Raw genomic sequence first — 24,928 nt, 5'->3', positions numbered from 1 at the left:
CAGCCCGCGCCACACACCTGGTGCGCGGCGGCGCCCATTCGCTCTTCCCCCCACGAAGAAGGCAATCCCATGCAACGCCATCCCAACCTCCCCACTCCCTCACGCTGGCTGCTGCGCGCAGCGCTGTGCCTGTTGCTGGTCACCAGTACGTTCGTCGCTTTCGCCCAGAACGGCGCGCACTACGCCGGCCTCAACCTGGCCGGCGCAGAATTCAATTCGGCCAAGAAACCGGGCGTGGTCTTCAAGGACTACCTGTATCCGCGCGACAGCGACTACGCCTACGTCGCCGCGCAAGGCATGAACATCGTGCGCCTGCCGTTCCTGTGGGAACGCCTGCAGCCCACCGCCAACGGCGAGCTGGACGCCGCCCAGCTCGGCTACCTGCAGACCGCGGTGAGCCGTGCCAAGAGCCACAACCTGCGCGTGATCCTGGACCTGCACAACTACGCCAAGTACAACGGCGCGCGGATCGGCAGCGACGGCACCCCCGCCAGCATGCTGGCCGACCTGTGGCGGCGCCTGGCGATCGTGTTCGGCAACGACGACGCGGTGATCTTCGGGCTGATGAACGAGCCCAACGGCATCTCCTCCGGCGACTGGACCGCCGCCGCGCAACTGGCGATCGATGCGATCCGCGGCGCCGGCGCCTACAACCTGATCATGGTGCCGGGCACCGCGTACACCGGCGCGCACAGCTGGAACAGCACCTGGTACGGCGTGTCCAACGCGGCATCGCTGGTGTCGATCGAGGATCCCGTCGAAAACCTGGTGTTCGAAGTCCACCAGTACCTGGACCAGGACTACAGCGGCACCAGCGCCGACTGCGTCAGCGCCACGATCGGCTCGGAGAAACTGCAGGGCTTCACCCAGTGGCTCCGCGCCAACGGCTACAAGGGCTTCCTCGGCGAATTCGGCGCCAGCGGCAACGCCACCTGCATGGCCGCGCTCGACGACATGCTCGGCTACGTGCACGACAATGCCGACGTGTGGCTGGGCTGGACCGCCTGGGCCGCCGGCGCGTGGTGGAAGACCGATTACGCGTTCAACCTGCAACCCAACCAGGACGGCAGCGACAAGCCGCAGATGAGCGTGCTGTCGGCGCGGGCGCGGGAGATCGTGCAGTAGCCGGGATTGGGGATTCGGGATGACGGGATTGGTGGAGCGCGGGGCGGCTGGGTTCAGCGGCGTGGACCTTAGGTCTGTGGCGATAGCGGGCGATTGAGTCCGTACCGCGATCCGGCGCAGACTGTCGTTCCTCTTCCGCACGGATCGACGTATGCGCCTGGGCCTGGCCGCCAACCGACTGCACCACCAGGGCAAGGACGCCGCCCTGTTCCGCTGGCTGCGCGCCTGCGAGGCTGGCATCCGCGAACTGCAGCTCGGCCTGCACGCGGTCGGCCGCACCCACGAGGCGATCGCGCGCGCCGGCTGGCTGTCCGGCTACACGGAACTCAAGCGCTATCCGTTCGGCCGCGAAGGCGGGCTGATGAAACTGGTCGCCGAAGTGGTGGGCCTGGAAGGCGCCGAACGCACCCTCGACGGTGCGATCTACTTCATCGACCCGGTCGATCCCTCGTCGATCTTTCCCGAAGCCATCGCGCTCAAGCGCCAATGCGTGATCCACGGCAAGCCCTTCATCTCCACCGTGGCCAGCGCCCGCGACTGGATCGAGATGGAGCGCGTGCACGCCGGGCTGGCGGCAGACGCCGGCGCCGACGACCTGCACGCGCTGGAGCGGCACACCCTGGCGCTGATCGCGCACGATGCGATGAAGCCGCAGATGCTGGCCTTCGCCAGCGAGCATTTCGACCTGCTGTCGCGCTTCGCCGAGCGCGTGGCCACCGGCACCACCGGTCAGCGCCTCAACGAACTGGCCTGGAGCCGCGGCTGGCCGCAGGGCCAGGACTGGGTGCATCGCTATCAGAGCGGACCGATGGGCGGCGATGCGCAGATCGCCGACCGCGTGCTGGAACGGCGCTGCCAACGCGCGATCTTCTTCGAGGATCCGCACGTGGCGCGCCAGCACGAGGCCGACATCCAGTTGCTGGAGCGCGCGGTGACCACCGTGACCGACAGCGCGGTCTGCATCACCTCGCCCCTGGTCGCCGCACGCTGGGCGCAGGCGGCGGCGAAGCGGGCGCTGCCGTCGGCCTGAGCGATGGTGCAAGCGTTTCTCCAGGCCATTCGCTCCCTGTAGGAGCGACTTCAGTCGCGACGCGCATTACCGAGAAACATGCCCGTCGCGATTTTGGCGCGAAGCCATCTGCAGTCGCTCCCAACTAGTGTCCTAGTATCGTCTCCAAGTCGAATGCTCCCGGCGGTGTCCGGACGCCGCCAGACTGGGCCGGACGCACGGTTCCAGAAAGGGACCAGCTGTGCCGTGCTGGGTTCAGCCGTTAGCAGTAACCTTATCCAAGTGCTTTTTCCCGCACTGTGCTGGGCGCTTGTTCGTGCCCCTCGCTTCGCTCTCGAGCACACGCGATAGCAGCCAGCAAGCCTGCGCAGACTGGATGACACGTCTGCATGCTCCCCCGTCCCGTGACCCGCTAGGCCGCCGCAGCCAGCTGCGTCAGCCCTAGCCGAAGATACGCACGCGCGAGCGCCACACCTCGTACGCCCCGCACACATCGCGTGACCGCGCTCACAGTCACTGCCATGTCACGCCTGTCGCCAACACTTCCGCCTGTCCAGATCCTGGGGGGATCCGATGTCGCGTTTCATCTTGCACCTGCTGTTGCTGGGTGCCGCAGTGCTGTGCTCCATCCCGTCCGCCGCCGCGCAGCAGGCCGAACGCCTGCGCGTGCATGGCTCCAACAGCGTCGGCGTGCAGCTGATGCCGGCACTGGTCGAATCCTGGTTGCACAGCATCGGCTATCGGCAGATCCAGCGCCGCCGCGTCGATGCGGCGACGCTGGAAATCTCCGCACTGCGCGACGACGCACCGCTGGTAGTGGAGATCGGCAGCGCCGGTTCGGCCACCGGCTTCGCCGATCTGGTCCGCGGCGACGCAGAGCTGGCGATGCTGGCGCGGGTCCCCGATGCGCGCGAACGCGATGCCGCCTGGCAGCTTGGCGACCTGGCCTCGCCGGACCAGAACTTCGTCCTCGCCCTGGACGGCGCGCGCTTGCTGGTCGCCGCCGACAATCCGCTGGCCTCGCTCAGCGTCGCGCAATTGCGCGACATCCTCAGCGGGCGGCTGACGCGCTGGTCGCAACTCGGTGGCGCCGATCTGCCGATCGAAGTGCAACGCAATGCGGAGCACAGCGGCTTGGGCGATTTCCTGCGCGAACGCCTGCCGCTGCCGGCGACGGCGCGGGCCGCCTCGCAACAGATCCATCCCAGCCTGGCCGAAGCGGCGCAGGCCGTGGCCGGGCACCCGGCGGCGCTGGCGATCGTCGCGCTGACCACGCCGCTGCCGGCCGGCACGCGTGCGCTCGCCATCGCCGACGGCGGCATCGCCGTGCTGCCCACGCCGGCCAGCATCCGTGGCGAAGACTATCCGTTGGTACAGCGCTACAGCCTGTACGGCGGGCAGATGATGTCGGCCCTCGGCCGCAGCCTGGCGCTGTATTCGGTCGGCGCGCAGGCGCAGCAGGTCGTGCGCCGGATCGGGCCGATCCCGATGAGCATCGCGTCCGATCCAACCCAAACGGCCCAGGCAGGCCCCGACAAGCGCCAGACCGATGCCTACCTGCAGGCCGGCGCCGGTGGGCAGCGCCTGACCACGACCCTGCGTTTCAGCCTGCAGTCGTTGAACTCGATGTTCGAGGCGCGCAGCGCGCAGGACCTGGATCGCTTGATCGCCTACATGCAGCAGCCGGCCATGCGCGGTCGCGCCTTGGGCATCATCGGCTTCGCCACGCCGGATACGGCCAATCGCCTGTATCCGACCATCGCCAGCAACGACCGCGCCGACGTGGTCGCGGCCTATCTGTCCCAGCGCGGCATCGTGGTCAAACGCGCGCGTGGACTGGGCGCGGCACGCCCCCTGGTCGGCGGCGAGGATGCGGCGGCCAAGGCGCGCAACGAGCGGGTCGAGATCTGGCTGCTGGATGCCGGGCGCTGACCGCTACGGCGCAAGCTGAACGCAGCGTCCGCATATTCACTCGCTGCAGAACTCCCGGTTGGGAGCATGACGATTCTGGTCAAACGGAGAACGTCATGAACGACACCAACAAGATCCTGTCGCGGCCGCTGCTGGCGATGTCGCTTTCGCTTGCGCTGGCCGTCGGCAGTGCCCATGCGCAAGCACCGGCGCCGGCCGGCCCGGCACTGACCCAGGCGCAGGTAAAGGCCCTGCTGAGCGAGCAGGGTTACACCAAGCTGGACAAGCTGAAATTCGAAGACGGCCTCTGGAAGACCGAAGCCACCAGCGGCGACGGCAAGCGCGGCGATGTGCGGGTCGGCGCACGCGGGGGTCGCATTTACGCGGAAGGGGTGCCGTCGAAGCTGAGCGAAGCGGAGGTGCGTGCGGCATTGACGACGGCGGGTTACACGCAGGTACACGACGTGAAGTACGACGACGGTTTGTGGCAAGCGCAGGCGCACAGCGCGACGGGGGAGCGGGTGGAGGTGTACGCGGACCCTGTGGACGGGCGCGTGGTGAGCGCGGAGCGGGACTGAGGTGTTGCTTTTTTGCGCCCAATAAAAAATCCCCGTCCTTGTGAGGACGGGGATTTGGGGTAAAGCCCCTGGCGATGACCTACTCTCGCATGGCTTGAGCCACACTACCATCGGCGCAGCTGCGTTTCACTTCCGAGTTCGGGATGGGATCGGGTGGTTCCACAGCGCTAATTTCACCAGGGAGACGGTTGGAGTGTCGCCGCGATGCGTCGTTCGAACAAGGCACGGATGTGTGCGGAGGTCGAAGGACGGCATTGGGCGCCAGCCTCTCATAGGGTGTGACGTAGCGAGCGATTGGATAGCTATCGACGTGTGTCGTGCTAAGGGTTGCTTTTTGAGGAAGCAACTTGAGGTTATATGGTCAAGCCGCACGGATCATTAGTATCAGTTAGCTCAATGCATTGCTGCACTTACACACCTGACCTATCAACCACGTAGTCTACATGGTTCCTTAAGGGGCTTGTGCCCCGGGAAGTCTCATCTTGAGGCGCGCTTCCCGCTTAGATGCTTTCAGCGGTTATCGCTTCCGAACATAGCTACCCGGCAATGCCACTGGCGTGACAACCGGAACACCAGAGGTTCGTCCACTCCGGTCCTCTCTCGTACTAGGAGCAGCCCCTCTCAAACTTCCAACGCCCATGGCAGATATGGGGACCGAACTGTCTCACGACGTTCTGAACCCAGCTCGCGTACCACTTTAAATGGCGAACAGCCATACCCTTGGGACCGACTACAGCCCCAGGATGTGATGAGCCGACATCGAGGTGCCAAACACCGCCGTCGATATGAACTCTTGGGCGGTATCAGCCTGTTATCCCCGGAGTACCTTTTATCCGTTGAGCGATGGCCCTTCCATACAGAACCACCGGATCACTAAGACCTACTTTCGTACCTGCTTGATCCGTCGATCTTGCAGTCAAGCACGCTTATGCCTTTGCACACAGTGCGCGATGTCCGACCGCGCTGAGCGTACCTTCGTGCTCCTCCGTTACTCTTTAGGAGGAGACCGCCCCAGTCAAACTACCCACCATACACGGTCCCCGATCCGGATTACGGACCTAGGTTAGAACGTCAAGCACGACAGGGTGGTATTTCAAGGATGGCTCCACTGCAGCTAGCGCCACAGTTTCATAGCCTCCCACCTATCCTACACAGACGAACTCAACGTTCAGTGTAAAGCTATAGTAAAGGTTCACGGGGTCTTTCCGTCTTGCCACGGGAACGCTGCATCTTCACAGCGATTTCAATTTCACTGAGTCTCGGGTGGAGACAGCGCCGCTGTCGTTACGCCATTCGTGCAGGTCGGAACTTACCCGACAAGGAATTTCGCTACCTTAGGACCGTTATAGTTACGGCCGCCGTTTACTGGGGCTTCGATCAAGAGCTTCGCCTTGCGGCTGACCCCATCAATTAACCTTCCAGCACCGGGCAGGCGTCACACCCTATACGTCCACTTTCGTGTTTGCAGAGTGCTGTGTTTTTGATAAACAGTCGCAGCGGCCTGGTTTCTGCGACCCTCTTCAGCTATAGCTCGCATGAGCCACCAAAAGGGTGCACCTTCTCCCGAAGTTACGGTGCCATGTTGCCTAGTTCCTTCACCCGAGTTCTCTCAAGCGCCTGAGAATTCTCATCCTACCCACCTGTGTCGGTTTACGGTACGGTCTGCGTAAGCTGAAGCTTAGGAGCTTTTCCTGGAAGCGTGGTATCAGTGACTTCGTCTAAAAGACTCGTCTCGGTGCTCGGTCTTAAAGGATCCCGGATTTGCCAAAGATCCAAACCTACCGCCTTTCCCCGGGACAACCAACGCCCGGTACACCTAACCTTCTCCGTCCCTCCATCGCACTTACGCGAGGTGCAGGAATATTAACCTGCTTCCCATCGACTACGGCTTTCGCCCTCGCCTTAGGGGCCGACTCACCCTGCGCCGATTAACGTTGCGCAAGGAAACCTTGGGCTTCGGCGTGCGGGTTTTTCACCCGCATTATCGTTACTCATGTCAGCATTCGCACTTCCGATACCTCCAGCAGACTTCTCAATCCACCTTCAACGGCTTACGGAACGCTCCTCTACCGCGCATCGCTTATCGCGATGCACCCCAAGCTTCGGTTCACTGCTTAGCCCCGTTAAATCTTCCGCGCAGACCGACTCGACCAGTGAGCTATTACGCTTTCTTTAAAGGGTGGCTGCTTCTAAAGCCAACCTCCTGGCTGTCTGTGCCTTTCCACATCGTTTTCCACTTAGCAGTGAATTTGGGACCTTAGCTGTGGGTCTGGGTTGTTTCCCTTTTCACGACGGACGTTAGCACCCGCCGTGTGTCTCCCGGATAGTACGTACTGGTATTCGGAGTTTGCAATGGTTTGGTAAGTCGCGATGACCCCTAGCCATAACAGTGCTCTACCCCCAGCAGTATTCGTCCGAGGCGCTACCTAAATAGCTTTCGAGGAGAACCAGCTATCTCCGGGTTCGATTAGCTTTTCACTCCTAATCACACCTCATCCCCTACCTTTGCAACGGGAGTGGGTTCGGGCCTCCAGTCAGTGTTACCTGACCTTCACCCTGGGCATGACTAGATCACCCGGTTTCGGGTCTACTGCCCGCGACTATGCGCCCTTATCAGACTCGGTTTCCCTTCGCCTCCCCTATACGGTTAAGCTTGCCACGAACAGTAAGTCGCTGACCCATTATACAAAGGTACGCAGTCACTCTTGCGAGCTCCTACTGCTTGTACGCACACGGTTTCAGGATCTATTTCACTCCCCTCTCCGGGGTTCTTTTCGCCTTTCCCTCACGGTACTGGTTCACTATCGGTCGGTCAGGAGTATTTAGCCTTGGAGGATGGTCCCCCATATTCAGACAGGGTTTCACGTGCCCCGCCCTACTCGTCTTCACTGGAATGGCCCTTTTAAATACAGGGCTATCACCTTCTATGGCCAACCTTTCCAGGTTGTTTTCTAGAACCATACCAGCTTAAGGGCTAGTCCCCGTTCGCTCGTCACTACTTAGGGAATCTCGGTTGATTTCTTTTCCTCCGGTTACTTAGATATTTCAGTTCACCGGGTTCGCTTCCAGCAGCTATGTATTCACTGCAGGATACTGCCGAAGCAGTGGGTTTCCCCATTCGGATATTGCCGGATCAAAGCTTGTTGCCAGCTCCCCGACACTTTTCGCAGGCTGCCACGTCCTTCATCGCCTCTGACCGCCAAGGCATCCACCGTGTGCGCTTATTCGCTTGACCATATAACCTGAAGTTGCCTCCAAGCTATGCTGAGTCCGGGGTACAAAGCCCGGACGCGAACTATAACGACTCAATTTCTAGGGACTCGAGGTCCCCGCCTTAGCCACAACGACACGTCAAGATAGTTTGATCTCAAACGCTCGCTACGTCACAAATTTTAAAAGAACATACCCCAGCCTCAATGCTGGCGCATCTTAAATTCTTAGTGTGCTTATTACATTCAGAGTGGTGGGTCTGGGAGGACTCGAACCACCGACCTCACCCTTATCAGGGTGCGCTCTAACCACCTGAGCTACAGACCCAAAGTCTTTGCTCTTGCAGTTCCCTTAGACAGTCCGCACATGGATGTGCGGGCGTTTGCAGAGGGATCTGCAAATCTGGTGGAGCCAGTCGGGATCGAACCGACGACCCCTGCTTGCAAAGCAGGTGCTCTCCCAGCTGAGCTATGGCCCCGAAATCGGGGTGCCCCGCCCTGTGGCGGAACTCTCTGAATGCAGGTTACTTGTGAGGGACGCCTGTAGGCGTAGTTGTCTTGCTCAAAGGAGGTGATCCAGCCGCACCTTCCGATACGGCTACCTTGTTACGACTTCACCCCAGTCATCGGCCACACCGTGGCAAGCGCCCTCCCGAAGGTTAAGCTACCTGCTTCTGGTGCAACAAACTCCCATGGTGTGACGGGCGGTGTGTACAAGGCCCGGGAACGTATTCACCGCAGCAATGCTGATCTGCGATTACTAGCGATTCCGACTTCATGGAGTCGAGTTGCAGACTCCAATCCGGACTGAGATTAGGTTTCTGGGATTGGCTTACTCTCGCGAGTTTGCAGCCCTCTGTCCTAACCATTGTAGTACGTGTGTAGCCCTGGTCGTAAGGGCCATGATGACTTGACGTCATCCCCACCTTCCTCCGGTTTGTCACCGGCGGTCTCCTTAGAGTTCCCACCATTACGTGCTGGCAACTAAGGACAAGGGTTGCGCTCGTTGCGGGACTTAACCCAACATCTCACGACACGAGCTGACGACAGCCATGCAGCACCTGTCTCACGGTTCCCGAAGGCACCAATCCATCTCTGGAAAGTTCCGTGGATGTCAAGACCAGGTAAGGTTCTTCGCGTTGCATCGAATTAAACCACATACTCCACCGCTTGTGCGGGCCCCCGTCAATTCCTTTGAGTTTCAGTCTTGCGACCGTACTCCCCAGGCGGCGAACTTAACGCGTTAGCTTCGATACTGCGTGCCAAGTTGCACCCAACATCCAGTTCGCATCGTTTTAGGGCGTGGACTACCAGGGTATCTAATCCTGTTTGCTCCCCACGCTTTCGTGCCTCAGTGTCAGTGTTGGTCCAGATGGCCGCCTTCGCCACAGATGTTCCTCCCGATCTCTACGCATTTCACTGCTACACCGGGAATTCCGCCATCCTCTACCACACTCTAGTTGCCCAGTATCCACTGCAATTCCCAGGTTGAGCCCAGGGCTTTCACAACGGACTTAAACAACCACCTACGCACGCTTTACGCCCAGTAATTCCGAGTAACGCTTGCACCCTTCGTATTACCGCGGCTGCTGGCACGAAGTTAGCCGGTGCTTATTCTTTGGGTACCGTCAGAACAATCGGGTATTAACCGACTGCTTTTCTTTCCCAACAAAAGGGCTTTACAACCCGAAGGCCTTCTTCACCCACGCGGCATGGCTGGATCAGGCTTGCGCCCATTGTCCAATATTCCCCACTGCTGCCTCCCGTAGGAGTCTGGACCGTGTCTCAGTTCCAGTGTGGCTGATCATCCTCTCAGACCAGCTACGGATCGTCGCCTTGGTGGGCCTTTACCCCGCCAACTAGCTAATCCGACATCGGCTCATCTATCCGCGCGAAGCCCGAAGGTCCTCCGCTTTCACCCTAAGGTCGTATGCGGTATTAGCGTAAGTTTCCCTACGTTATCCCCCACGAAAAGGTAGATTCCGATGTATTCCTCACCCGTCCGCCACTCGCCACCCATGGTATTGCTACCACTGTGCTGCCGTTCGACTTGCATGTGTTAGGCCTGCCGCCAGCGTTCACTCTGAGCCAGGATCAAACTCTTCACTTAAAATTACAGACCCGAAGGTCAATACTTTGAATATGCAGAGTTCAAACCAAGCTTACGTATCGCTTGCTTAGCAATTGATTTGTTGCTCTTGATTCGAACGTCTGCAAGATGGACATACTTCCACCTGCAGGCGCCCTCACAAGTTACCTGCGCACACTGTCAAAGAACTTCGGGGCCGGCCTCAGCGCCTTTCCCGTTTCGCTTGCGACGTTTCCGTCGTAGCGAGCCGCCCATTATAGCGGACTTTTTCTTTCCGTCAACACCTCGTTTCGGAGGCTTTGACGCCGGCTTCGCTTCAAACCCGCAGACTTTCCGCTGAACCGAGCCGCCCATCATAGCGGCTTTTTTGTTGCCGTCAATACCCTGATTTATCAGGAGGTTGACGCCGCTTCTTGATGAGGACCCGGAGGTCTTTTCGTTGAAGCGAGCCGGCCATATTAGCCGTTTTTTTCACGCCGTCAACACCCGATGTTCGCTAAGTGTTTCCGGCCCCGTTTCGCTTCCGTCGAGCCGAAGATCGGCAGCTGCGTAGCGGGCCGCGCAGTCTACCGGGCCAGGAAAAAACGTCAACCGCTTTTTTGCGCTCGGTGTGTCTGCGGCCATCGCAGGCGCTTCCCGGCAGCGATCCCATTAGTAGAACGCGCACGCGCGGCGGCCGCCTCACGCCACTGCTGCCGTTGGCGGCGCGCTTGGCCGAGAATGCGGGTTCACCCCCGCAGGATCTCGCAATGCCCTCCACTGCCGGACGCTCCCTATGGCGCGACGCCTCGCTGCCGGCGCTGGTCGCCGGCTTCGTCACTGTCCTGGTCGGCTTCGCCAGTTCGGCGGTGATCGTGTTTCAGGCCGCGCGCACGCTGGGCGCCTCGCAGGCGGAGATCGCCTCGTGGATGTGGGCGCTGGGGCTGGGCATGGGCATCACCTGCATCGGCCTGTCGCTGCGCTACCGGATGCCCGTGGTGACGGCCTGGTCCACCCCCGGCGCGGCGATGCTGATCAGCAGCGGGGGCGGCTTGCCGCTGTCCGATGCGATCGGCGCGTTCGTGGTGGCGGCGCTGCTCGGCACGGCGGCGGGATTCTCCGGCGTCTTCGAGCGGATGATCCGGCGCATCCCGGTGTCGCTGGCCTCGGCGATGCTGGCCGGGGTGCTGCTGCGCTTCGGCCTGGACGTGTTCGTGGCGATGCAGAGCCGGCTGGGCATGGCGCTGTCGATGTTCGCGGTTTATCTACTGGGGCGCCGCGCGTTCCCGCGCTACGCGGTGATCGCGACGCTGGCGGTGGGCATCGCGATCGCCGCCGGCAGCGGCACGCTGCACTTGGAGAGCGCGCAGCTGAGCCTGGCGCGGCCGGTGTTCGTATGGCCGACGCTGTCGTGGCAGGCGCTGTTCGGCATCGCGTTGCCGTTGTTCGTGGTGACGATGGCCTCGCAGAACCTGCCCGGGGTGGCGGTGATCCGCGCCTCCGGCTATGCGGTGCCGATCTCGCCGACGATCGGCTGGATCGGCGTGGTCAATACGCTGCTGGCTCCGTTCGGGGCCTATGGGCTGAACCTGGCGGCGATCACCGCGGCGATCTGCATGGGCCGCGAGGCGCAGGAAGATCCGCAGCGGCGCTACATGGCGGCGGTGTTCGCCGGCCTGTTCTACCTGCTGATCGGCCTGTTCGGTGCGACCGTGGCCGCGCTGTTCGCCGCGTTCCCGAAGGAACTGGTGATGGCGATCGCCGGTATCGCGCTGTTCGGCACCATCGGCAACAGCCTGGCGATGGCGCTGAAGGACGAGGGCGAACGCGAGCCGGCGCTGATCACCTTCCTGGTCACTGCCTCGGGACTGTCGCTGTTCGGCATCGGCGCCGCGTTCTGGGGCCTACTGGCCGGTGCGGCGACGTCGCTGTTGTGGCGGCGGCGCACGCGCTGAACGAGCGCCGCCACGGATGCGCTCAGCGCGGATCGCGCAATTGCAGCAGCCAGTGCGTGGAGACGCCGGACGGGCTGGGCAAGGGTTCGAAATCGAACTGGCGATGTACTGGCGCGGCGGCTTCGATGCGCAGCGGCAAGGTCACGTAGGCGGCGCGCCCCTGCCGCAGCAAGGTGGCGATGCGCTGGGTTTCCACCGGCGCGGCGTCGGTGGCGTACAGCTGGTCCAGCTCGCAGCCGATCAGCTCGGCGACCTCGCGTTGGTACAGCACGGCGAAGGCGTCGTTGACGAATGCCAGCCGGCTGGGCCGGCCGTCGCTGCCGCGCTCGATGATCGCCACCGGTTCGCGCAGCCGCGACAGCGAGGCTTCCAGCAGCGCGAAATCCTGCTGGAAGCGCTTGCGCTCCATCAGCTCGATCAGCACCCGCAGGCTGCGCGCCGACTCCAGGCTCAGCGGCGACCACGGCCGCGCGCGGCCGCGCACGGTTTCCTGCCACAGGTCGAAGCTCTTGCGCGGCGAAAGACGCGAGTTGGGAATGTCCTGCAGCTTGGACAGCTGCGGGTTGCCGGCCCAGTTGACCGTGCGCACCTGCTCGCGCCGCGTCCACAGCAGCGCGCTGCGCGCCTGCGGCATCAGCGGTACGAAGATGAAGCCGGCAGCCAGCGGCGCCAGGTCGGCAAGCTCCGGGAAGGTCGCGCCGATCTGCTCGGTATGCAGCGCGCCGACCGCGTCGTGGCGCAGCGCCTCGTGGTGGCTGGCTTCGATCTGCTCGCGGATCCGCGCAAGCTCGGCGGCGCTCGGCACCATGCCGTGGCGGGTGACGTGGTCGCCGTGGAACACCGCCACGCCGTCGGCATCGACCACGTCGAGCAGGTCCGAGGCCATGTCGTCGAGCATGTCCCCGGTCAGCGTCTCGGCTTCGTTGAAGTTGGTGATCAGCTTCTCGCGCACGGTCAGCAGCACCGTTTCCACGCGCGCGCGCGACACCGCGGTCAGCGCGCCGATGCGCCCGGCCAGGGCGCGGCTGACCGCGTCGGTGACGTCGCGCATCTCGTGGTTGCAGAAGTACGGGCGGTAGTGGTGGCAGGCGATCAGCCCCCACAGCGCATCGTTGACCACGATCGAGGCCACCAGGGTGGCGGTGACGCCCATGTTGGCCAGGTATTCCAGGTGCACCGGGGAGACGCTGCGCAGGCTGACGTCGCTCAGGTCCACCGGCGCGTGCAGCCGCGGATGCAGGGTCGGCTGGATCGGCGAGGGGATGTAGCCGACATTGGCGATCTGGCGCACGCGGTTGCGCAGGTACAGGGTGCGCGCCTGCGCCGGGATGTCGCTGGCCGGATAGTGCAGGCCGAGATAGGACTCCAGCTCGGGCGTGCGCGCTTCGGCCACGACGTCGCCGTTCCACTCGTCGTCGAAGCGGTAGATCATCACCCGGTCGTAGCCGATCAGCGTGCGCAGGCTCTTGGCCGCACGCTGGCAGGCTTCGTCGATGCTGTTGTCGGTCTCGAGCCGGCGCAGCAACGGCAAGGCCTCGCGCAAGGTGGCATCGGCGAGCGGCGCATCGCGCGGCTCCAGTTCCAGCAGCCATTGCTCCGGGTACAGATGCCAGGCGCCGACCCAGCGCTGGCGCGGGGCGGTGGCGCGGCGCGGGAAAGCGACGTCGACGTAGGCGAGCTGGGTACGTTCGGAGGCGTCCGCCGACACGCGCGGTTCCTGCAGCGTCAGCAGCGCGTCGTAGCGCTGCCCGAGCAGGTCCGCCAGCGGCACGCCGAGCAGGTCGGCGGCGCTGGTGCTGGCCTGCACGATGCGGCCGTCGCCGGGTTCGATCACCAGCAACGCGCCGTGCGGCTGGATCGATCCGGGGATATGGATCGGCTCGCGCGCGCAGGCGTCCATGTCCAAGGGCGCGGCGGTCTCGCTCATGCGACGGTCTCCAGGGCGAAGTGGGTGTGGAAGTGCGCGAACATCGCGCGTGCGCCATCGACGGCGGCCTGCCGCGATCGCGGCGTCGGCAGGGCCTGCTCCAGGCGTTGCTGGAACCGCCGCCAGCAGGCCGGGTCGGCATGGCCGAGTTCGAAATAGCTCAGCGCCGGGGCGGCGTCGGGTAGGCTGTGCCGCAGCTGCCGGGCGATCAGACGCCCGCCCAGGCGCGAGCCTTCGACCACGTACAGCATGCCCCAGCGGCTGCCGGTGTCGGGCGCTGGCGGCGCGGGCGCCGGCAGCGGCGGGGTCGCCTGCAGCGCGGCCAGATCCTGTTCCAGCAGCGGACTGCGCGGCTGGTAGCGCCAGGCGGCATCGCCGCTGGCGTGCAGCCAGGCCGACTCGCGCTGCTCCCAGCCGGCCAGCGCGGCGTGATGGCGGCGCAGCACCTGCACGTAGTCGGACACGGAAAGGGAGTCGCGCATCAGCGCGCGCATCGCCGGCAATTGTTCGACGGCCAGATGCTGTTGCGCGGTGGCTTCGCGCAACAGGCGCGAGGCGGTGAGGGGCACGGCGGAACCGTCGGGGGGCGACATCATGGAGGGCGTGCGGTCTACAGCAGCCGAAACGGCCGCGACGGCGGAGAGGCCGCACAGCGTAGCATCGTGGATACAGAGCTCCTGGCGCTGCGGCGGCCGCACAGCGCGCCGCGCCGGCTCAAAGCTGAGCGATTCATCCACCGCCAGCGGCACCACGCCGGCCATGCGCGCAACGGTCCGCCGCAGTGCGGTTCGGCGTGCTAAGCGGTGACGCTGGCGGGCACGCGCGCACGGCGCCAGGCCACGACCCAGCCGGCGGCCAGCAACAGCGCGGCCAGCAGCCACGGCGCGCCGGGCAGATGTGCCGGTGCGTGCTTGCCGATGAACAACGCGAACACCCAGGTGTACAGCAGCGGCCCGACGATCCCGGCCAGGCTCACCAGGCTCATCAGCGCGCCCTGCACGCGGCCTTGCGCATCGGCGCCGACGTGGCGGGTGACGATGGCCTGCGCGGACGGCGACGCCACCGCCCACAGCGCGCTGACCGGCACCCCGAGCAGGAACATCGCGCCGCTGCCGGCGACGCTGTAGATGGCGAAACCGGCCACGCCACAGCCCAATCCGAATAGCAGCGCCCCGCGTTCGCCCAGGCGGCGCACCACGCGCGCGACCAACAAGGCGTTGACCACGATGCTGCACACCCCGACCAGCGCCAACACCCAGCTGACCTGCTTCGGTCCCCACTGGTACTGGTACTCGGCGAACAGCACGAAGATGCTCGGATACACGTAGTGCGCCAGGTTGGCCAGGAAGATCACCGCGGCCAGCGCGAACACCTGCGGATAGCTGCGCAGCAGCCGCAGCGCGCCGAATGGATTGGCGTGCTTCCAGTCCAGGCGCGGGGTGCGCCGCTCCGGCGCCAGCGATTCGGGCAGCACCCACAGGCCGTACAGGAAATTGAGCAGCGCCAACGCCGCGGCGAACCAGAACGGCGCGCGCAGGTGGTAGCTGCCGAGCCAGCCGCCGAGCAGCGGCCCGATCACGAAGCCGAGTCCGAACGCGGCGCCGATCATGCCGTAGGCCTGCGCGCGCTTGTCCGGCGTGGTGATGTCGGCGATGTAGGCGTTGGCGGTGGTGAAGCTGGCCGAGAACACGCCCGACACCACCCGCGCCAGCAGCAACAACGGCAGGCTCTGCGCCAGCGCCATCACCACGAAATCCACGCCCAGTCCCAGGCACGAGGCCAGGATCACCGGGCGCCGGCCGTAGCGGTCGGACAGCGCGCCCTGCAGCGGCGAGCTGACGAACTGCAGCGCGGCGAACAGGAAGCCGAACCAGCCGACCCACTTCGCCGCGGCAGCGAAATCGCCGCCAGTGAAGCCGCGCACCAGCCCCGGCAACACCGGAATGATGACGCCGAAGGCCAGCACGTCGATCAGCAGGGTGATGAAGATGAAGACCAGGGCAGCGCGGCGCGTGCGCGCGGCAGGGGGCGAGGAATGCACGGCAGGTCTCCCGATGGAGGCGGCAGTGTAAGCGGCAGGCGTGGGGTTTCGGGCGGGCGGCGGGGTGGAGGGGCGATAGGGGAGCGGTTGGCGGTCCGCCACCAGCGCCCTGGGCGGGGTCATGGCCCAGGGCGCGCTACGCCAGGCGATACGCCGTGGTCATTCCCGCGCGCAGGAGCGGTTTCGTCATCCCGGCATCGATGGCCAGCGGCGTCGGCTTGATCCGGAAATCGGCCGCACACCGGCTGTCGCGTCAGCGCCCGGCCCGAATCCCATCCAGCACAGTGGACACCAGGGTGTCGTGGCCGTCGGCATCGTCGGCTTTCGAGGTGATGCGGATGAGCGCCAAGGCAGTGCCCGAGCCCGCGAACAGCATGGTCACGCGCATGGGAATGCCATCGAAACTGGCGATCGCGTCCACTCGGCGCAGGCCCAAGCCCTCGATGGCGATGGATGTTTCACCCAACCGTCGATACTGCTGCCACCTTGCCTGCTGCTGTTCCATGAAGCTGGCCACGACACCATCCAGGAACGTTGCGTCGTTGTCCTGGACGCGCACACCGTCTGGCATCGGTTCCTCCTCGCTGGCGAGGATCATCTGTTGCTGCGCACGGTTTGAGTAGGCCATGGCGGTGACGCCCGCAGCCCCGTTCTGGGGTGGCTCGGGGGGCAGCGCCATGCCGACGAAACCGGGCGGCACGTCAAACTTGATTTTTCCGTTCAGCAGCGACGCATGTTCCTGCTGCGTCGCGTTGCCCGGACTGTCGGCCGCCGTTCGCACCGATGCACTTGCGCACAGTGGCGATCCGGCAATGGCCAGCGCCAGGAAGGCAGATCTGAGGAATGTGGAAGCCATGCGGGTGTGCGTTCCTTGGGTTGGTTTCATTGATCGCGTCAGTACGTCGCGTCGATGTGTCGACTGGAGTCACACCGTCGTCGCCGCCAGTGAACACCGCGTCCGCCGGCATCTGCGCAGGTGCGAGCGCGGCGGCGAGGTTCGGTCCCGACATCGCGTCGGTAGCGCGCGTCGGGACTGACGTCCCTCCCACAGGGATCGCGCGGGCCTGACGCCGGTCGATCCGCCTGGTGCAGGTCGCTCACGCCGTTGCGGCTTGGGGCGCGAGGCCGCCCCGCCGCCACGGCCTATCCGGCGCGAACGCCTGCGCAAGTGCGCGCCGTTACAGCGGCGCGACCGCGATGGTCTGCTGCAACACGTGCTGCGCGCCCGCGGCCAGCTCGATCACCTCGGGGCCGGCGTTGGCCGCTTCCAGGCACACGAACTGGCGCCAGTGGGCGCCGACGTCGGCCATCTTCTGCGCGCCGGCTTCGCCCGGGTTCCAGGCCACCAGGGTGCGGCTGCCGGCGGTGGCGATCTCGATGCGGCGCTGCAGGCCCGGGTCGAGCAGCGTGTAGCGGCCGCCGGCGCCGGTGTAGATGCGGTCGCTGCGGCCCGGATCGCGCGGGTCCTGCAGGCTCCAGTCGCCTTGCTGGCGGTGCGGCGTGGCGTAGTTTTCGAACTTGTCGAGGTAGTCGAGTCCATCCAGGCCCTGCACCCGCACCTCGGTGGCGTCGGCGACATGGAAGTAGTTGTGCAGCGCCTGGGTGAAGCGTGCCGGTTCGCGGCCGACGTTGTCGGTGATCAGGCGCTGCTCCAGGGTCGCGCCGATGCGCAGCTGCATGCGCAGGCGCAGCGGCAGGTCGTCGAAGTCCGGCGGCGCCAGGGTCAGCAGCATGCTGCCGTCGGCCTCGCGGCGCGCGTCCTGCAGTTGCCACGGCACGGTGCGCACGAAGCCGTGCGCCGGCACGTCGGCGCTCTGGTCCTGGCGGCCGAAGTACGGCCAGCACACCGGGGTGCCGCCGCGGATCGGGGTGGGCGTGGGCTGCGCGCTCGGCGACAACCACATCACTTCGGTGCCGCCCTTGGGCACGAACGACAGCAGCTGGCCGCCGAACAGGCTGATCGCGGCGGTGGAGTGCGGGGTCTCCACCAGCAGCGAGGGGTAGCCGTGGAAATCGCCTGTGCTCAGGCCGGGGATCTCGGACATGGGGGTGATGCTCCGTGGCGCGGGGGATTGGACGAAGGCCGGGTAACGCGCCGGCATGCGGAAGGCAGTCGCGGGCTTGCCGCCGAACGGCCTGGATGGCGCGGGTGCTGGCGTTGGCGTGGTCGGTGCGGCAGGCGCAGTGGCGGGTGCGCCGGGCGCCTCACGACGCAGCGCGTCGAGGATGCGTTGCCCGGCGCGGCCGTCGGCCGGCTGCAGGCCCAGGCGCAGCTGCTCGGCCTGGATCGCGCGGCGGCTGGCGCTGCCAATCATGCCGTCGGCCTGGCCGATGTCGTGGCCGCGCGCCAGCAGCAAGGTCTGCAGTTCGCGCCGCTCCGGACGGCCCAGGCCGGGATCGTCGGTGGGCCAGGCGGTGACCAGGCCGGGCTTGCCGCGCAACTGATCGGACAGCAGCGCGATCGCCAGTGCATAGCTTTCAGCGGCGTTGTAGGCGTAGATCGCGTCGTAATTGCGGAACACCAGAAACGCCGGGCCCTTCGTGCCGGCCGGGATCAGCACCGCGGCCGGCGTCTGCGGCGCCAGCGTGGGCAACTCGAGCGCGCTGCCGTCGATGGCGGTCACGCCGCGCGTGCGCCAGTCGGACAGCGGCCGGCGCTGGGTGCGCCCGGCCAGGGCCGGGTCGAACCCGGCCGGCAATTTGACCTCCATGCCCCACGGCTGCCCGCTCTGCCAGCCGGCCAGCTTCAGGTAGTTGGCGGTGGAGGCCAGCGCATCGGGAATGCTGGCGACCAGGTCGCGGCGGCCGTCGCCATCGCCGTCGACGGCGACGCGCGCATAGGTGCTGGGCATGAACTGGGTGTGCCCGAACGCGCCGGCCCAGGAACCGCTCAGGCCGTCGGGCTGCAGGTCGCCGGCCTGCAGCAGCTTCAGCAGCGCGAACAGTTCGCCGCGGAAGAACGGCTGGCGGCGGCCGTTGCACGACAGGGTCAACAGCGACACCAGCAGCGGCCGCTTGCCGGAAACACGGCCGTAGTCGCTCTCCACGCCCCATACCGCGACCACGGTCTGCGCGTCCACGCCGTACTGCTGCGCCACCCGCGCGATCAGGTCGCGGTGCGTGGTCAGCATCGCGCGGCCGTCGGCGACGCGCTGGGTGTCCACCAGCCCGGCCAGGTAATCCCAGATCGGCGTGGTGAATTCGGGCTGCGCGTCGAGCAACGGCAGCACGCTCATGTCCGGCTGCACGCCGGCGGTGAAGCGGTCGAACGCGGTGGCGGCCACGCCAGTCTTGGCGGCGGCGGTGCGCAGCGTGGACAGGCAACCGACGAAGGCGGGGTCCGGCGCCACGGGCGGCGCGGGCAGGGTCTGCGCGGCGGCGCAGGGCGCGGCCAGCAGCAGGGCCCAGGCGAAACGCATCATCGGAATTCCTCGCCAACAGCAGGCCGGACATCATAAACAACGGTGGGGAATGGCTGCTCACGCGCGCTTTTGTAGATACCGTCTTCCCTGCTAACAGGCAAGAGCCTTTTCAGGATCGAAGTGCGTCCGTGATTTGAGGACGCCGTAGGCGATATGCAGCAGCTTGCGCATGGCGGCGCAGATGATCTGCTTGTTGGCTTTGCCGCGCTCGCGCAGGCGTTGCTTGAGCGCCCGGACAATCGGATTGTGGGTCATGGCGACCAGCGCGGGCATGTAGAGTCCGGCACGCAGGCGAGGTGAGCCGGTGCGGGAGATGCAGACCTGGCCCTGGCGCTTGCCCGACTCCTGCAGTCGCGGGTTCAGGCCCGCAAACGCCGTCACCGCCGCGGCATCGGCGAAGCGGGCCACATCGCCCAGCTCGGCCAGCATCAATGCCGCGCTGGTGTCGGCAATGCCGTCGATGCTCACCAGCAGTTCGCGCTGTCCGCGCAAGGTCGGATCCTGGTCGATATGGTCCTCGATCGCCCGTTCGATCTCGGCAATGCGGACCTGCAGATCGGCAATATGCGTGTGCAAGGAGTCCTGCACGGCGGACCCGGCCACGTCCAGACGGTTGCGCTCCATCTGCAGCATCTGCTGCAGATCGCCGCGACGGCGTACCAGCGCCTTGAGCTGCTTGAGTGCCGGCGGATCGGGCTGCCAGGGCCGTAGCTGCTCTTGGTGGCGTGCGCCGTAGCTGGCGATCAGCTTGGCATCGCTGCGGTCGGTCTTGACCCGGGTCAGCTGGCTGCGCGCATACAGCGCCGTTTGCGCTGGGTTGAGGACACAGACGCGGTAGCCCAGCGCATACACGAACTCCGCCAGGGCCTCATGGTAAACGCCGGTGGCCTCCATCACGATCCAGCTATCGGCCTGCGCATGGGTCTGTAGCCATGTCTGCAGTGCCTGAAAGCCCTTCTGCTCGTTGGGGAGCTTGGCCTTGGTGCGGTGCTTGCCGTTGGCCAGTTCGATGGCCAGGTCGAAACTGCATTTGGCGACGTCGATACCGACGACTAGGGGCATGAAGAATCCTCCATCGTAGGGTGAAGACGATCATCGCTGCGCCCGGTCCTGCCTTGTGGATGCGAGTTCACGCCAAGGGCGGACTCTGGATACCGTTCGGACACCGATGGGCCAGCATGTGGAGGGCGCGAGCCGATCTACAGCACAAGCTCGAAGCTTCAGGAGCGACTGGACTTCCCGCACCTCCTCCGATGATCAGTCGGAAGACATAACGCCATAGGAGCGCTATGTCCAGATACAAGGAGCGGCTTCAGCCGCGACGGGCTTTACCGATAGATCCTGTCGCGGCTGAAGCCGCTCCTACAGGGGTGCTGGTGGGCTGTTGCGCCGTCAATGCACGGCGACCACGCGGTTGCGGCCACCGCTCTTGGCCGCGTACAGCGCCTCGTCGGCGCGCTGCACCAGGCCGTTGGCGTCGTCGCCGGGGCGCAGCTGGACCACGCCGATGCTCACTGTCGGCTGCAGCTCGGGAAAGGCCAGCGCGGCTTGCGCGCGGAAGCGTTCGCGGATGCGTTCGGCGATCGGCGTGGCCTGCGCCGCGTCGATGCCGGGCAGCGCGATCACGAATTCCTCGCCGCCATAGCGGCCGATCAGGTCCTCGCCGCGCAGTTCCTCGCGCAGCGCCTGGGCCAGCGCGCGCAGGCCGTCGTCGCCGGCGCGGTGGCCGTAGCGGTCGTTGAGCCGCTTGAAGTGGTCCACGTCCAGGAACATCAGCGCCAACGGTCGCCGCCGGCGCCGGGCGACCTGCTTCAGCGCGGTCAGGCGCTCGTGCCAGGCGCGGCGGTTGAGCAGCCCGGTCAGCGGATCCAGGTCGGCCAGCTGCCGCGCCTGGTCGCGGTCGCGGCGCAGCGAGGTGCTGCGCTCGGCCAGGCCCAGCGACAGCACCAGCGCCTCGAACGCGCCGGCGGCCAGTGCCGCCTCTTCGCTCCACGTCCAGTGCGCCGCCATGCCGAAGCCCTGCAGGCTGCTGAGCGCGGTGACCAGCAGCAGCGGCGTCCAGCCGAGCAGGAACAGCCCGGCATAGCGCGAGCCGCGCCACGCCGCCGCCACGGCGATGCCGATCAGCAGCGGCCCGCCGAGGATCAGCAGCGGGTTGACCAGCGCCCGGCCGAGCGCGTCCAGCCACGGCAGCGGCAGCAGCGCCGGCAACCCGATCAACGCGACCAGCAGCGCATAGCCGCGCAACCAGCGCCGCGCGCGCGGCAGGTACTGCGCCAGGTCGGCGAAGCGTTCCAGGAACAGCACCGCGGCCACGATCGACGTGGTGACGCCCAGGCGCCCCCAGAACCGTGCGGCCTGGCCGATCGCCTCCAGCCCCAGCGGATGCACCACATAGCCGGTTTCCAGCGCCATCACCAGGCCATAGCTGAGCACGTAGACGGCGTAATACAGGAACGTCGCCTCGCGCAGGCGCCAGGCGAACACCAGCGCCATCGCCGCCATGCTCAGCATGATCGCGAAGCTCAGGCTGGCGACCACCAGCCAGCGGCTGTCCTGGCGCAGGTAGTCGGACTCGCTGCGCAAATGGAAGCGCAGCGACGCGGCCATGACCCCGTGCTGGTCCACCCACAGCCGCAGCGGTTGTCCGGCGGCCGGCGCGGCGTCGATGCGGAAGCCGAGCCGGCCGTTGCCGGGCAGCGCCTGCGGGTCGTCGCGCATCAACCCGCGCTGCTGCGGCGCCGCGCCGGCGACCGGCGCCAGCAGGGTGACCCGCTGCAACGCAGGACTGGGCACTTCCAGCACCCACGGCGCCGGCGGCCACGGCCCCTGCGCCGGCCACAGCAGCACCCAGGCGCCGGCATCGCCGCCGTGCAGTTGGGTCATCCGGTTCGGGTCGAAACGCTGCAGCGCGGGATCGGCGCGCGACGGCGGCACTCCGCGGTCGGCGGCGGCGACCGGGCGCCAGGCGCCTTCCAGCGCCGGCATGGGCGCGGAAGCCGCCACGGCGCCGTGGCAGGCGAGCAACAGGCAGCAGCACAGCAACGCGCGGCCATGGCTGCGCCAGCGGCGCAACCGGGCGAAGAGCGCGGTACACAGGAAAGACATCACGGCTGCAGGAACGGCGGACACTGCAACATCATCGGCCAGCCACGCGCAAACCTGATGCCGCGCCCGGCCATGGGTCAGTCCAGCGCGTCCAGGTAATACCAACGGCCGTCCTCGCGCACGAAACGGCTGTGCTCGGTCATGCGCACGGCGCTGCCGCCGCCGATGCGGTAGCGCGCCAGGAACGCGACCTCGGCGCGGTCGGCGCCGCTGGCGACGACCCGCTGCACGGTCAGGCCGAGCCAGGTGGTGTGCGTATCCAACTCCAGTTCCGCCGGGCGCGTGGACGGGTGCCAGCTGGCGCGCAGATAGTCGGCGTCGCGGCGCACGTAGGCGCTGTAGCGCGAACGCATCAGCGTTTCCGCGTCGGGCACGGCGGCGCCGGCGTGGTAGAGCCCGCAGCACTGCGCGTAATCGCGCGGGCGGCCGCAGGGACAGGGGTCGGCAAGGCGCGGGGCGGACGGAGACATGCGCCGATTGTGCCGGCTGTGACGGCGCGGCGCACGCCTGCGCTGCCGTGCGCGGCGGCCCCCGGCTATGCTTGCGCCCCCCATCGCACGGAGCGCCGCCTTGCTGGAACTGATCCCGACCGAGCTGCCGTGGCTGTTGTGCATCGCCTTCGTCGCCGGGCTGGTGGATGCGGCGGTGGGCGGCGGCGGCCTGATCCAGTTGCCGGGGCTGTTCGCGACCCTGCCGCAGCAGGCGCCGGCGGTGCTGCTGGGCACCAACAAATTCAGCGCGATGGCCGGCACCGGCGCGTCGGCCTGGCGCTATGCGCGCAACGTGCGCTTCCCGTGGCGGCCGGTGCTATACGCCACCGCGGCCGCGTTCGCGTTCTCCTTCCTCGGCGCCACCGCGGTCAGCCTGCTGCCGAAACAGGCGGTGCGGCCGCTGATCCTGGCGCTGCTGATCGCGATGCTGGTCTATACGCTGATCAAGAAGGACTTCGGCGCGCTGCACCGGCCGCGCCAGATCGGCCGCCGCGAGCTGGCCATCGCGCTGGCGATGGGTGCGGCGATCGGTTTCTACGACGGCTTCTTCGGGCCGGGTACCGGCAGCTTCTTGATCTTCCTGTTCATCCGCTTCTTCGGCCTGGACTTCCTGCGCGCTTCGGCCGCCTCCAAGGTGGTGAACCTGGCCACCAACCTGGCCGCGCTGTGCTTCTTCGTGCCCAGCGGCCAGGTGCTGCTGGCAATGGCGGTGCCGATGGCCGTGGCCAACATCGCCGGCGCGGTGGCCGGCACGCGGCTGGCGCTGCGCGGCGGCACGCCGTTGATCCGGCAGCTGTTCCTGGTGCTGGTGGTGGTGCTGATCGGCAAGATGGGCTGGGATCTGCTGCGCTGAGGCGCGTCGCGGCCGTATCGACGCGATCGCAGATGGGTCGTCGCGCTAGCCGGCCATTGCGGCGCGCAGGCGCGGCCACGCGTAGTTCCAGGCGATGCGCTCCTGCTCCAGGCGCGGGGCAGGGCCGAACTCGCCGCCGCGCAGCCGTGCGTAGAAGCCGCGCTCGGCATCCGTGAGCGCAACGAGTTCTCCAGCCTCGGCGGGATGCGGCGCGGGTTCGTGGCCCCAGAGCTCGCGCGGCGTCGCATGCAGGGTCGGTTCGTCCATCAGCACCGAGACGACATGCCGCGCATGTCGGCGTAGCCGGTCCAGGATGGCCAGGCCATGGGTATCGATATCGCCCCAGTAGTACAGGGGGCACTGCTGCAGCCACGGCATCTGCTCGACATAGGACACCGCGTAACCGCGCGCCATCAGCAGCAGCGTGCCGGGCAGGTCCTCGCAGGCCAGGCCGGTCTCGCGGTTCTCCACGATCAGCACCTGCCGCACCGGCAGCTGCAGCGCGGCGACCTGCGCGATCGGCGCCTGGATGTCGTCCAGTCCGCCGAGCCGCGCGCGCAGGTCCGGATCGAGCAGGCGCAGGCGGACCCGGTCGGGCGCGTGGCGCAGTCCGGACAGGCTGTCGAAGCTGCGCGGTTCGGCGATGCCGCGCAGCCCGGCCAGCCAGTCGGCGATGATGCCGCGGCGCGGCTCGATCCATTTGCTGTCGATGCCGGCGATCGGCAACTGGCGCAGGAACAGGCCGCTGTCGCGATGCGCGTGCAGCCACTCGACGACCGCGAGCAGGCGCACGAAGTCCGCTTCCGGCGCATCGGCAAGCAGGTCGAACTGCCGGCGCAGCCGCGCGGCAAACCCCAGTGCCTGCGGCCAGCGCGCGACCAGCGCCGCGCAGCGCTGGCGTGCGCGCTGCCAGCGCGCGTGTTCGCCAAGCGCCAGCGCGGCCTCGTCGGCGTTCGGCTGCCAGGCCTGCGGCAGACATTGCGGGCCGAGCTGCGGCCATTTCACATCGCGCCATTCCACGTGCCCCGGCAACGGCGTGGTGCGCCAGGCGCGCAGCCAGGCGCCAAACGCATCGAATCCGGCGCTGGCCTGGGCCTGGGTCGGCATGCGCAGCGCGACCGGTTGCGGCACGGCCTCGCCCAGCAGCCAGGCGCCGCGGTGCAGCCGCCATTGCCCGCGCAGCGCGGCCAGCGCGGCGTCGGGCAGCAGCATCGCGTTAGCGCGCGCCATC

15 protein-coding genes, 2 tRNA genes and 3 rRNA genes are annotated in these 24,928 nt (G+C 66.3%); 6 read left to right on the top strand and 14 right to left on the bottom strand.

The genetic code is table 11. The features are described 5' to 3' along the window. The first annotated feature begins 69 nt into the window (after positions 1-69). The 4 genes from HEP73_RS00955 to HEP73_RS00940 all read left to right on the top strand — a co-directional run bounded on the left by HEP73_RS00955 (position 70) and on the right by HEP73_RS00940 (position 4,623). On the top strand, positions 70-1,125 hold the full coding sequence (locus tag HEP73_RS00955) for a glycoside hydrolase family 5 protein (RefSeq protein ID WP_185821779.1): 1,056 nt from the start codon (positions 70-72) through the stop codon (positions 1,123-1,125). Between the two features lie 151 nt (positions 1,126-1,276). After that, a complete protein-coding gene (locus tag HEP73_RS00950; protein ID WP_185821778.1) occupies positions 1,277-2,155 on the top strand; it encodes a methylglyoxal synthase in 879 nt (292 codons plus the stop codon). A 552-nt stretch (positions 2,156-2,707) separates the two neighbouring features. Continuing rightward, the gene (locus HEP73_RS00945) at positions 2,708-4,066 is read left to right on the top strand and encodes a substrate-binding domain-containing protein (RefSeq protein ID WP_185821777.1); all 1,359 of its coding nucleotides are present in this window, start codon (positions 2,708-2,710) and stop codon (positions 4,064-4,066) included. Positions 4,067-4,161: 95 nt separating this feature from the next. Then, positions 4,162-4,623, top strand: coding sequence for a PepSY domain-containing protein (locus HEP73_RS00940; RefSeq protein WP_185821776.1), 462 nt, complete (start codon positions 4,162-4,164; stop codon positions 4,621-4,623). A gap of 66 nt (positions 4,624-4,689) precedes the next feature. Here the strand turns inward: HEP73_RS00940 and rrf are convergent. The 5 genes from rrf to HEP73_RS00915 all read right to left on the bottom strand — a co-directional run bounded on the left by rrf (position 4,690) and on the right by HEP73_RS00915 (position 9,942). Beyond that, positions 4,690-4,804: ribosomal RNA gene (gene rrf / locus HEP73_RS00935) — 5S ribosomal RNA — on the bottom strand. Positions 4,805-4,980: 176 nt separating this feature from the next. Next, positions 4,981-7,858, bottom strand: a 23S ribosomal RNA gene (locus tag HEP73_RS00930). 226 nt (positions 7,859-8,084) lie between these two features. Then, positions 8,085-8,160, bottom strand: a tRNA-OTHER gene (locus HEP73_RS00925). A 76-nt stretch (positions 8,161-8,236) separates the two neighbouring features. Beyond that, positions 8,237-8,311, bottom strand: a tRNA-Ala gene (locus tag HEP73_RS00920). An 85-nt stretch (positions 8,312-8,396) separates the two neighbouring features. After that, a 16S ribosomal RNA gene (locus tag HEP73_RS00915) occupies positions 8,397-9,942 on the bottom strand. The 16S, 23S and 5S rRNA genes sit together here with 2 tRNA genes alongside, the layout of an rRNA operon. A gap of 728 nt (positions 9,943-10,670) precedes the next feature. On the opposite strand from HEP73_RS00915, the gene HEP73_RS00910 reads away from it, so the two are divergent. Next, a complete protein-coding gene (locus HEP73_RS00910) occupies positions 10,671-11,855 on the top strand; it encodes a benzoate/H(+) symporter BenE family transporter (RefSeq protein WP_185821775.1) in 1,185 nt (394 codons plus the stop codon). 22 nt (positions 11,856-11,877) lie between these two features. Here HEP73_RS00910 and bphP read toward each other — a convergent pair whose 3' ends face one another. From bphP to HEP73_RS00870, 8 genes are all read right to left on the bottom strand, one after another. After that, a complete protein-coding gene (bphP, locus tag HEP73_RS00905) occupies positions 11,878-13,782 on the bottom strand; it encodes a bacteriophytochrome BphP (RefSeq protein WP_185821774.1) in 1,905 nt (634 codons plus the stop codon). After that, the gene (locus tag HEP73_RS00900; RefSeq protein ID WP_185821773.1) at positions 13,779-14,378 is read right to left on the bottom strand and encodes a biliverdin-producing heme oxygenase; all 600 of its coding nucleotides are present in this window, start codon (positions 14,376-14,378) and stop codon (positions 13,779-13,781) included. The genes bphP and HEP73_RS00900 overlap by 4 nt, the downstream gene beginning before the upstream one ends. 200 nt (positions 14,379-14,578) lie before the next feature. Beyond that, the gene (locus tag HEP73_RS00895; protein ID WP_185821772.1) at positions 14,579-15,823 is read right to left on the bottom strand and encodes a TCR/Tet family MFS transporter; all 1,245 of its coding nucleotides are present in this window, start codon (positions 15,821-15,823) and stop codon (positions 14,579-14,581) included. A gap of 253 nt (positions 15,824-16,076) precedes the next feature. After that, positions 16,077-16,679 (bottom strand): DcrB/PsbP domain-containing protein, encoded by a 603-nt coding sequence (locus HEP73_RS00890; protein ID WP_185821771.1) that lies wholly within the window; start codon positions 16,677-16,679, stop codon positions 16,077-16,079. A 322-nt stretch (positions 16,680-17,001) separates the two neighbouring features. After that, positions 17,002-19,242 (bottom strand): lytic murein transglycosylase, encoded by a 2,241-nt coding sequence (locus HEP73_RS00885; RefSeq protein ID WP_255423823.1) that lies wholly within the window; start codon positions 19,240-19,242, stop codon positions 17,002-17,004. Between the two features lie 93 nt (positions 19,243-19,335). Continuing rightward, positions 19,336-20,307, bottom strand: a complete 972-nt coding sequence (locus HEP73_RS00880) for an IS110 family transposase (RefSeq protein ID WP_185820548.1) — start codon at positions 20,305-20,307, stop codon at positions 19,336-19,338. A 330-nt stretch (positions 20,308-20,637) separates the two neighbouring features. Continuing rightward, positions 20,638-22,353: a GGDEF domain-containing protein gene (locus HEP73_RS00875; RefSeq protein ID WP_185821770.1), complete on the bottom strand. Its 1,716-nt coding sequence runs from the start codon at positions 22,351-22,353 to the stop codon at positions 20,638-20,640. A gap of 77 nt (positions 22,354-22,430) precedes the next feature. Continuing rightward, entirely contained in the window at positions 22,431-22,823 is a 393-nt protein-coding gene (locus HEP73_RS00870) for a YchJ family metal-binding protein (RefSeq protein ID WP_185821769.1), read from the bottom strand. A 100-nt stretch (positions 22,824-22,923) separates the two neighbouring features. Here HEP73_RS00870 and HEP73_RS00865 point away from each other — a divergent pair, with 100 nt between their 5' ends. Continuing rightward, on the top strand, positions 22,924-23,697 hold the full coding sequence (locus HEP73_RS00865; RefSeq protein WP_185821768.1) for a sulfite exporter TauE/SafE family protein: 774 nt from the start codon (positions 22,924-22,926) through the stop codon (positions 23,695-23,697). 45 nt (positions 23,698-23,742) lie between these two features. Here HEP73_RS00865 and HEP73_RS00860 read toward each other — a convergent pair whose 3' ends face one another. Then, entirely contained in the window at positions 23,743-24,927 is a 1,185-nt protein-coding gene (locus tag HEP73_RS00860; RefSeq protein ID WP_255423618.1) for a Wadjet anti-phage system protein JetD domain-containing protein, read from the bottom strand. Position 24,928: the final 1 nt, after the last annotated feature.

It is taken from the genome of Xanthomonas sp. GW (genome assembly GCF_014236815.1).
In the GTDB taxonomy this organism is placed as follows: Bacteria; Pseudomonadota; Gammaproteobacteria; order Xanthomonadales; family Xanthomonadaceae; genus Xanthomonas_A.
Note: the sequence above shows the minus strand (reverse complement) of the source record. Positions and strands in the feature narration are given on the sequence as shown.

Bases quoted from the DNA above. Each gene is read 5' to 3' on its own strand.
- HEP73_RS00885 (WP_255423823.1), bottom strand. From the start codon at position 19,242: ATGCGTTTCGCCTGGGCCCTGCTGCTGGCCGCGCCCTGCGCCGCCGCG.
- HEP73_RS00940 (WP_185821776.1), top strand. From the start codon at position 4,162: ATGAACGACACCAACAAGATCCTGTCGCGGCCGCTGCTGGCGATGTCG.
- HEP73_RS00950 (WP_185821778.1), top strand. From the start codon at position 1,277: ATGCGCCTGGGCCTGGCCGCCAACCGACTGCACCACCAGGGCAAGGAC.
- HEP73_RS00880 (WP_185820548.1), bottom strand. From the start codon at position 20,307: ATGCCCCTAGTCGTCGGTATCGACGTCGCCAAATGCAGTTTCGACCTG.
- HEP73_RS00910 (WP_185821775.1), top strand. From the start codon at position 10,671: ATGCCCTCCACTGCCGGACGCTCCCTATGGCGCGACGCCTCGCTGCCG.
- HEP73_RS00945 (WP_185821777.1), top strand. From the start codon at position 2,708: ATGTCGCGTTTCATCTTGCACCTGCTGTTGCTGGGTGCCGCAGTGCTG.
- HEP73_RS00875 (WP_185821770.1), bottom strand. From the start codon at position 22,353: ATGTCTTTCCTGTGTACCGCGCTCTTCGCCCGGTTGCGCCGCTGGCGC.
- HEP73_RS00870 (WP_185821769.1), bottom strand. From the start codon at position 22,823: ATGTCTCCGTCCGCCCCGCGCCTTGCCGACCCCTGTCCCTGCGGCCGC.
- HEP73_RS00955 (WP_185821779.1), top strand. From the start codon at position 70: ATGCAACGCCATCCCAACCTCCCCACTCCCTCACGCTGGCTGCTGCGC.
- bphP (WP_185821774.1), bottom strand. From the start codon at position 13,782: ATGAGCGAGACCGCCGCGCCCTTGGACATGGACGCCTGCGCGCGCGAG.
- HEP73_RS00890 (WP_185821771.1), bottom strand. From the start codon at position 16,679: ATGGCTTCCACATTCCTCAGATCTGCCTTCCTGGCGCTGGCCATTGCC.
- HEP73_RS00900 (WP_185821773.1), bottom strand. From the start codon at position 14,378: ATGATGTCGCCCCCCGACGGTTCCGCCGTGCCCCTCACCGCCTCGCGC.
- HEP73_RS00860 (WP_255423618.1), bottom strand. From the start codon at position 24,927: ATGGCGCGCGCTAACGCGATGCTGCTGCCCGACGCCGCGCTGGCCGCG.